Source organism: Caulobacter sp. (assembly GCF_049283275.1).
Taxonomy (GTDB): domain Bacteria; phylum Pseudomonadota; class Alphaproteobacteria; order Caulobacterales; family Caulobacteraceae; genus Caulobacter.
This window is the reverse complement of the sequence record NZ_JBAPVS010000220.1, coordinates 46,341-53,615: the sequence shown is the minus strand read 5'-3', so window position 1 is coordinate 53,615 and position 7,275 is coordinate 46,341. Positions and strand designations below refer to the sequence as shown.

Genomic DNA, 7,275 nt, shown 5'->3' with positions numbered 1-7,275 from the left:
CCGCGCGGCGGTGCGCGCCGACCCCGCCGCCCTGCGCGCCAGGGCCCTGGCCGCCACCCCGCCGGTCGAGACGGTGTCGCACAAACCCGCTGACCTCGTCGATCTGTCCACCCTGGACCCGACGATCCGCTTCGACATTCGCTATGCCGGCGTCGACAACTTCATGGGCCTGGCCGTCTACGAACGCTCGGCCGCCTACCTGCAGCGCCCGGCCGCTGAGGCCCTGGCGCGGGCCGCCAAGGCGCTGGAGGCCCAGGGCTATGGCGTCCTGATCCACGACGCCTACCGGCCCTGGTTCGTGACCTGGATGTTCTGGGAGGCCACCCCGCCCGAGGACCACATGTTCGTGGCCGACCCAGCCAAGGGTTCGCGCCACAACCGCGGCTGCGCCGTCGACCTGACCCTCTACGACCTGAAGACCGGCAAGCCCGTCGAGATGCCCAGCCGCTACGACGAGATGTCGGGCCGCTCTTATGCCGACTTCATCGGCGGCACGACCCGGCAGCGGGCGATGCGGGCGATCCTGCGCGAGGCTATGGTCGCCCAGGGCTTTGAGATCTATCCCGAGGAGTGGTGGCACTTCGACTACAAGGACTGGCGAAGCTACGGCATCGGGACCAAGACCTTCACCGAGCTGGCGAGGTAGCGGCCTTCAACGCCAAGGCGTCGGTGGTCGCCGCGCCCAGCCGGGTGTTGTCGAACACGCACCAGGTCGGGGCCTGTTCGGCCTCGACGGTCATGGCCTTGGCGAGGGCTGCGATCGCCGCCGGCGGGTAGGGCGAGTCGTACATCACGGGCGAGCCGTGCAGGCGGCGATAGATCAGGCCGCTCCAGCCGCCGGGCTCGGCGGCGGCGGGGACCACGGCGGGATCGGCGGCGACCCGGGCGATCTGGAAGGTCCGCAGCAGGGCCTCGACCGGTGCTTCGAACCAGGTCGGATGGCGCGGCTCCAACACCGTCGCGGCGGTTGTCGCCGCTCGCCACGCCGCGAGGAAGGCCTCCACCAGGCGAATGTCGAACGTCAGGCTCGGCGGCAGCTGGATCAGCAGCGGCCCGAGCTTGCCGCCCAGCCCGCCGCACTCGTCGAGGAACCGCATCATCGGCTCGGCGACATCGGCCAGCCGCCGCTCGTGGGTGATCGTCCGGGGAGCCTTCACCGCGAACCGGAAGTCCGCCGGCGTCGACGCCGCCCAGCGCTCGTAGGTCTTGCGTTGGTGGGGCCGGTAGAAGGACGAGTTGATCTCGACGGCTTTGAACACCGCGCCATAGCGTTCGAGGCCGGATCCCTCGGCGGGGAAGCCATTCAGGGTTCGGGCAAAGCTCCAGCCGGCGGCGCCGATGCGGATGTCGTGGGGCATCCGTAGGGAGCGTGCGAAGGCGGCCGTGGTTCAGGCCCGCGGGCGCCAAGCCAGGATATCCGCGCTTCGCTCAACACCCACCCGTGGGCAGGAGCCCTTCAACGCACAGGCCCCGCAGCGCGGCGCGTGATGCGAGCACAGCAGCTGGCCCAGGCCCTTCATCAGCCAGTGCAACTCGTACAGGTCCTCGGCCGTCCAGCTGTCTGGGACCATGTCCATCAGGGCGCGATAAGCGTGGGCGGTGTCATAACTGGCCGGGATCAGACCCAGCCGGCCGGCGACACGATGGACGTGGGTGTCGACCACCAGGGCCCGCATGTTCAGGGGACTGAAGTTCAGCACCGAGGCGGCGACCTTGACGCCGACGCCGGGCAGGCCCTGCAGCCACCAGCGGGCGCTGTCCAGCTCCAGCTCGGCCAGATGGTCCAGCGACAGCGTCCAGCCGCTGCGCACCTGGATCAGCCGCAGGGCGTGGGTCAGATGGCGGGCCTTTTCCTCGGGGAAGGTGACATCCTTGATCAGCTCCTGGACCTCGGCGTCGGGCGCTTCGGCCAGCGCCTCCCAGCTGGAGAAGCGTTCCTTCAGACGGTGATAGACGGCCCAGGAGACGGCGTCCTTGGTCCGGCCGCTGATCGACGACTTGATCAGCTGCGACACCGGATCGAGCCGCTTGGTCGGCCGCTGCGGACCGAAAGTCTTGAGCAGCCCGTCGCGCATGGCTTCGAGCGGCGAGGTCGACAGGTCGAGGGACAGCTGCATGGCGAATCTCGCTACGGAACGTAACGAGAACATAGTGAACGCAAAGCGGCTTGTCGAGTTATCCCCAGCTTGTTCCCGGGCTGGTCGTCAGGGCCAGCGTCGCCTGCGGCCCCACAGCACCGTGATCCGGCGACGTAGACGCGTCAGGGCCACGCGCATCGGCGTCGGAGCCGGCGCGGGGGCCGGGCGCTCTTCGGCGGGCAGTTCGACCTTGGCGAAGCGGGCGATCAGCTCGCGCAGGTCCGGCTCCTGCACCGCCAACGCCGCCTCGACGGGCGACATCCATTTCAGGGTGCGTTGGCCCTTCTCCGGCCAGGTCGCGTGCTCGCCGGTGACTTCCAGCGGATAGACGTCGACCGTCACCCGCCGTGCGACGCCGCTCTTGAGGCGCTTGAGATAGGGATATTCGCCGATCCGCCGGCTGGCGATGCGGCCGTCGAGACCGGCCTCTTCGTAGGCTTCCTGGGCGGCGGCCTGGGCGTCGCCCTTGCTCTTCATCGGCCAGCCCTTGGGGATCACCCATCGGCGGGTTTCACGCGACGAGACCAGCAAGATCTGCAGGCCCTCGACCGGATCGGCCCGCCAGGGCAGGGCGGCCACCTGACGGCGCCGTGTTGCGGACTTGCGTCCCGCCTGCTTGCCGTCCGTCGTGTCCGTCACTTCATCCAGAACCCGAGATAGTAGAACGCCGCCGCGACGAGGCCGGCCGCGGGCAGGGTGACGATCCAGGCGGTCACGATGCTCTTGGCCACGCCCCAGCGGACGGCCGAAACCCGGCGCGAAGCGCCGACGCCGACAATAGCGCCCGTGATCGTGTGAGTCGTCGAGACCGGAACGCCAAGATGCGTAAAGAAGAATAATGTGATGGCCCCGCCGGTTTCAGCGCAGAAGCCCTGCATCGGCGTCAGGCGGGTGATTTTGCTGCCCATGGTGTGGACGATCCGCCAGCCGCCGAACAGGGTGCCCAGCGCCATGGCGGTCTGGCACGAGATCACCACCCAGAACGGAATGTGCCCCGGCTGATTGCTCATGCCGTGGGCGAACAGCAGGGCGGCGATGATGCCCATGGTCTTCTGGGCGTCGTTGCCGCCATGGCCCAGCGAGTAAAGGGCGGCCGAAACGAACTGCGCCTTGCGGAAAAACCGGTCGGCGAAGAAAGGCGAACTCTTCAGGAAGGTCCAGGAGACGGTCAGCACCAGCAGCAGGGCCAGGATGAAGCCCAGGGTCGGCGACACGACGATCGCCGCGGCGGTCTTGCCCAGGCCGGCCCATTGCACCGCGCCCAGGCCGCCGACCTTGGCGACCGAGGATCCGACCAGACCGCCGATCAGGGCGTGGGAGCTGGACGAGGGGATGCCGGCCCACCAGGTGATCAGGTTCCAGCTGATCGCGCCCATCAGGGCGCCGAAGATCAGCCGGTCGGTGATGATGTGCGGATCGACGATGCCGGCTCCGACCATCTTGGCGACGCTGGTGCCGAACACCGCGAAGGCGATGAAGTTGAAGAACGCCGCCCACAGCACCGCCCACTTCGCCGACAGCACGCGCGTCGAGACGATGGTGGCGATCGAGTTGGCCGCGTCGTGCAGGCCGTTCAGGAAGTCGAAGCCCAGAGCGACGATGATCAGAACGACCAGAATCAGGAAGGTCGGGTCCACTAGACCTGCTCGACCACGATGCCGCTGATGCGGTTGGCGACGTCCTCGAAGCGGTCGACCACCTTTTCCAGGTGGCTGTAGATGTCGACCCCGACAATGAAGGTCATCGGGTCGCTGGCGCGGTGCGCCAGGAACAGCGCCTTGCGGCCCTGGTCGTACATCTGGTCGGCCTGTTCCTCGATCTGGGTCACCTTGACGGCCAGTTCGGTCAGGCGGTGGGCGTTCTTGCGCATGTCAGGCAGCAAGGCCACGGCCTGGACGGTCAGTTCGGCGGCCTGGACGATGATCGCGGCCATCTCGCGCATCTGCGGCTCGAAGGTCTTGACCTCGAACAGGCTGACGACCTTGGCGGTCTTGCGCATCTGGTCGATGGCGTCGTCCAGCGACGTCGTCAGATCCTGGATGTCGCTGCGGTCGAACGGGGTGATGAAGCTGCGGCGGACCGCGCCCATCACCTGGCGGGTGATCTCGTCGGCTTCTTCCTCATGCTGATAGACGCGGCCGCTGGCGGCCTCGACGCCTTCGCCGCCCTGCATCAGGTCCTGCAACGCCTTGGCCCCGGCCACCAGGATGGCGGCATGCTGCGCGAACAGCTCAAAGAAGCGGTCTTCCTTGGGCATGACAGCCCGGAACAAGCCCAGCATGGTCGCTTCATCCTCTGTTCGAAGCGTGGAGAGTTTCGCGGACGTCCTTATACGGAGGAGCGCCCGGCGCGGCGGAGCGGAACCACGGAAGCCGGCCGGGTTCAAGTCCCGCATGACGGTTTTATGACAATCGTGCCCTCTGGTCGCGGCGCCGAGCCTTTGGCACTCTGGGCGCGGCGCGGTTTGGGAGCAGCGGGATGTCGACGAGCTTGAAGGTCAACGGCCAGGTCCACACGGTGGACGCCGAACCCGATACGCCCCTGCTGTGGGTGCTGCGCGACGTGCTGGGCTTGGTGGGAACCAAGTACGGCTGCGGCGTGGCCCAGTGCGGGGCCTGCACCGTGCATATTGACGGCGTGGCCATGCGCTCGTGCGTCACCTCGCTGGCCCGGGTGGGCGCCAAGGCGGTGACCACCATAGAGGGGGTCGGCGCGAACCCGATCGGGGCCAAGGTGCAGGAAGCCTGGACGGCCATCGACGTGCCGCAATGCGGCTACTGCCAGGCCGGCCAGATCATGTCGGCCACCGCCCTGCTGGCCGCCGCGCCCAAGCCGACCGACGACGAGATCGACGCGGCGATGAACGGCAACCTCTGCCGCTGCGCCACCTACATCCGCATCCGCAAGGCCATCAAGGCCGCGTCCGACCAGGTGGAGGCGTGAGCATGACCACGATCCTCGAGACCCCGTCCCGCCGTTTGTTTCTGAAGACCGGCGTCGCGGCCGGCGGCGGTCTGTTGCTGTCGTTCAGCCTGCCGGGCCTGGTCCGGGCGGAAGGTGGGGTGACGGCCAATCCGTTCAGCGCCTTCGTCCGTATCGCCCCTGACGGGGTGGTGACCATCGCCGCCAAGCGGCCGGAGATCGGGCAGGGGATCAAGACCTCGATGCCGATGCTGATCGCCGAGGAGCTGGACGTCGACTGGTCGGCCGTCCGTATCGAGCAGACCCCGATCGACGCCAAGGTGTTCGGCGAGCAGTCGGCCGGCGGCAGCACCTCCACCCCAGACGACTGGGAGCCGATGCGCCAGGTCGGCGCCGTGGGCCGGGCCCTGCTGATCCAGGCCGCGGCCCAGCGCTGGAAGGTTCCTGCCGCCGGCCTGACCACCGAGCCCGGCTTCGTGGTCGACAAGGCCGGCAAGCGCCGCGCGTCGTACGGTGAATTGGCCCAGACCGCGGCCGGCCTGACCGCGCCTGATCCCAAGACCCTGACGCTGAAGGACCCCAGGACCTACCGGATCATCGGCAAGTCCCAGCCGCAGTCGGACACGCCGGCCATCGTCGCGGGCAAGCCGCTGTACGGCATCGACGTGCAGGTTCCGGGCATGCTGTACGCCACCTTCCTGAAGGCCCCGGTGTTCGCCGCCAAGGTGGCCAAGGTCGACCTGGCGCCGGCCAAGGCGGTCAAGGGCGTGCGCCACGCCTTTGTGGTCGACGGCGGAACCGAACTGGAAGGCCTGCTGGGCGGCGTGGTCGTGGTGGCCGACACCTGGTGGGCGGCGCGCAAGGGCCGCAACGCGCTGGAGGTCACCTGGGCCGATCATCCGACCAGCGGCCAGAGCAGCGCCGGCTTCGTCGCCAAGGCGGCCGAACTGCACGGCCAGCCGCCGCATCGGAACCTCAAGACCGTCGGCGACGTCGATGCGGCGCTCAAGAGCGCGGCAAAGGTGGTCAAGGCCGACTACAGCTATCCCTTCAACGCCCACGCCACGCTGGAGCCGCAGAACTGCACGGCCAGCTTCAAGGACGGCAAGGTCGAGATCTGGGCCCCGGCCCAGAACCCCGAGGACGGCCGCGAGCTTGTGGCCAAGACCCTGGGGATCAAGCCCGAGGACATCACCATCCACTTCACGCGCAGCGGCGGCGGCTTCGGTCGGCGGCTGATGAACGACTTCATGGTCGAGGCGGCGTGGATCTCCAAGACGGTCGGGGCGCCGGTCAAGCTGCTGTGGACCCGCGAAGACGACATTCAGCACGACTTCTACCGTCCGGCCGGCTTCCACCGGCTGACGGCGGGGTTGGACACACAGGGCGGACTGACGGCCTGGCGCAACCATTTCGTGACCTTCGGCGAGGGCCAGAAGTTCGCGCGGGGCGCCAATATCGGCGGTACGCAGTTCCCGTACGGCGCGGTGGAGAACTATGCCCAGGACGTGTCGGTCATGCCGCTGGGCGTGCCGACCGGCTGGCTGAGGGCCCCGGGCAACAACGCCTATGGCTTCGTCTACCAGGGCTTCATCGACGAGGTCGCCCACGCGGCGGGCGCCGACCCGGTGGCTTTCCGCCGCAAGCTGCTGGGCGAACCCCGGCTGATCGGCGAACCGGGCAAGGGCGACAGCTTCCACACCGGCCGCATGCGCGCCGTGCTCGACCGGGCCGCCCAGGCGTCCGGCTGGGGCCGCAAGACCCCCAAGGGCGTCGGCCTGGGCGTCGCCTGCCACTACAGCCATCGCGGCTATGTGGCGGTGGTCATGGAGGTGGCTGTCGCCGACGGAAAGGTCGAGGTCCGCAAGGCCTGGGCGGCGGTCGATGTCGGCCGGCAGATCGTCAACCCGAACGGCGCCGAGCAGCAGGTTCAAGGCTCGGTCCTCGACGGGATCGGCAGCAGCCTTGGCCAGGCGATCACCATCGAGAACGGCGCGGTGACCCAGAGCAATTTCGGCGATTTCCCGATGCTGCGCCTGGCGGACGCGCCCGACGTCGAGGTGCATTTCGTCACCAGCGACAACCCGCCGACCGGCCTGGGCGAACCGGCCTTGCCGCCGTCGCCCGCCGCCTTGGTCAACGCGATCTTCGCGGCGACCGGCAAGCGCATCCGGACCCTGCCGATCGGCGACCAACTGGCCTAGAGGAGACGCCG

Annotated in this window: 8 protein-coding genes; 3 read left to right on the top strand and 5 right to left on the bottom strand. The window is 68.5% G+C overall.

Annotation, left to right across the window (positions count from 1 at the left end):
- The coding region (locus tag WAL33_RS12415) for a M15 family metallopeptidase (RefSeq protein WP_422181865.1) at positions 1 to 646 on the top strand (646 nt) is incomplete at its 5' end.
- Here WAL33_RS12415 and WAL33_RS12410 read toward each other — a convergent pair.
- From WAL33_RS12410 to WAL33_RS12390, 5 genes are all read right to left on the bottom strand, one after another.
- Complete coding sequence (locus WAL33_RS12410) at positions 627 to 1,358, bottom strand: DUF72 domain-containing protein (RefSeq protein WP_422181863.1); 732 nt, start codon at positions 1,356 to 1,358, stop codon at positions 627 to 629. The genes WAL33_RS12415 and WAL33_RS12410 overlap by 20 nt on opposite strands.
- A gap of 30 nt (positions 1,359 to 1,388) precedes the next feature.
- On the bottom strand, positions 1,389 to 2,117 hold the full coding sequence (locus WAL33_RS12405) for an endonuclease III domain-containing protein (protein WP_422181861.1): 729 nt from the start codon (positions 2,115 to 2,117) through the stop codon (positions 1,389 to 1,391).
- 87 nt (positions 2,118 to 2,204) lie between these two features.
- Positions 2,205 to 2,777, bottom strand: coding sequence for an NUDIX hydrolase (locus WAL33_RS12400; protein WP_422181859.1), 573 nt, complete (start codon positions 2,775 to 2,777; stop codon positions 2,205 to 2,207).
- Positions 2,774 to 3,775, bottom strand: a complete 1,002-nt coding sequence (locus tag WAL33_RS12395; protein WP_422181857.1) for an inorganic phosphate transporter — start codon at positions 3,773 to 3,775, stop codon at positions 2,774 to 2,776. Before WAL33_RS12395 ends, WAL33_RS12400 begins: the two co-directional genes overlap by 4 nt.
- On the bottom strand, positions 3,775 to 4,419 hold the full coding sequence (locus tag WAL33_RS12390) for a DUF47 domain-containing protein (RefSeq protein WP_422181855.1): 645 nt from the start codon (positions 4,417 to 4,419) through the stop codon (positions 3,775 to 3,777). Before WAL33_RS12390 ends, WAL33_RS12395 begins: the two co-directional genes overlap by 1 nt.
- 197 nt (positions 4,420 to 4,616) lie before the next feature.
- On the opposite strand from WAL33_RS12390, the gene WAL33_RS12385 reads away from it, so the two are divergent.
- Complete coding sequence (locus tag WAL33_RS12385; protein WP_422181853.1) at positions 4,617 to 5,081, top strand: (2Fe-2S)-binding protein; 465 nt, start codon at positions 4,617 to 4,619, stop codon at positions 5,079 to 5,081.
- Between the two features lie 2 nt (positions 5,082 to 5,083).
- A complete protein-coding gene (locus WAL33_RS12380; protein ID WP_422181851.1) occupies positions 5,084 to 7,264 on the top strand; it encodes a molybdopterin cofactor-binding domain-containing protein in 2,181 nt (726 codons plus the stop codon).
- Positions 7,265 to 7,275: the final 11 nt, after the last annotated feature.